At 42.2% G+C, this 457-nt stretch carries 1 protein-coding gene; it reads left to right on the top strand.

Annotated elements, in window-relative coordinates:
- A partial coding sequence (locus JUI58_RS00295; RefSeq protein WP_204101761.1) for a helix-turn-helix domain-containing protein occupies window positions 1-457 on the top strand: 457 nt, incomplete at both ends.

The raw sequence follows: 457 nt of genomic DNA, 5'->3' as shown, positions 1-457 counted from the left end.
ATAAATTAGTCCCAAACGAAAAGCAAATCGAGGTGATTGAGAATACCTTGAGAGTGTGTCGTGCTGTCTGGAATTACGCTCTGAGAGAGCGTAAAGATTGGATTAACTCTAGGAAGTGTCCTGTTAACGCTTGTTCTCTAGACAAGGAATATATTATTCCGGCGGATAAACCGTTCCCAAATTACAACAACCAAGCCAAACAATTAACAGAAGTCAAGAAAACCAACCCGTGGTTAAAATCGGTGAATGCTCAAGTCTTGCAACAGGTATTAAGTGGATACAAAACCCATAGAGATATAGCAGCAGCAGAAGTTATCAGGGATAGAGGAATCGAAAATGCGCTAGGGCATAGCGTATCCAAAAATGCTTGTGGAGATGATCTGACGGGGGCTTTGCCTAGTCAAAAATCTGTGAAGCAGGAAATCTTGAATGCGAGTTCAAGAATCTCCCGCTCTTC

It is taken from the genome of Spirulina sp. CCY15215 (genome assembly GCF_016888125.1).
GTDB lineage: Bacteria > Cyanobacteriota > Cyanobacteriia > Cyanobacteriales > Spirulinaceae > CCY15215.
This window is presented reverse-complemented; position numbering and strand designations above follow the sequence as displayed.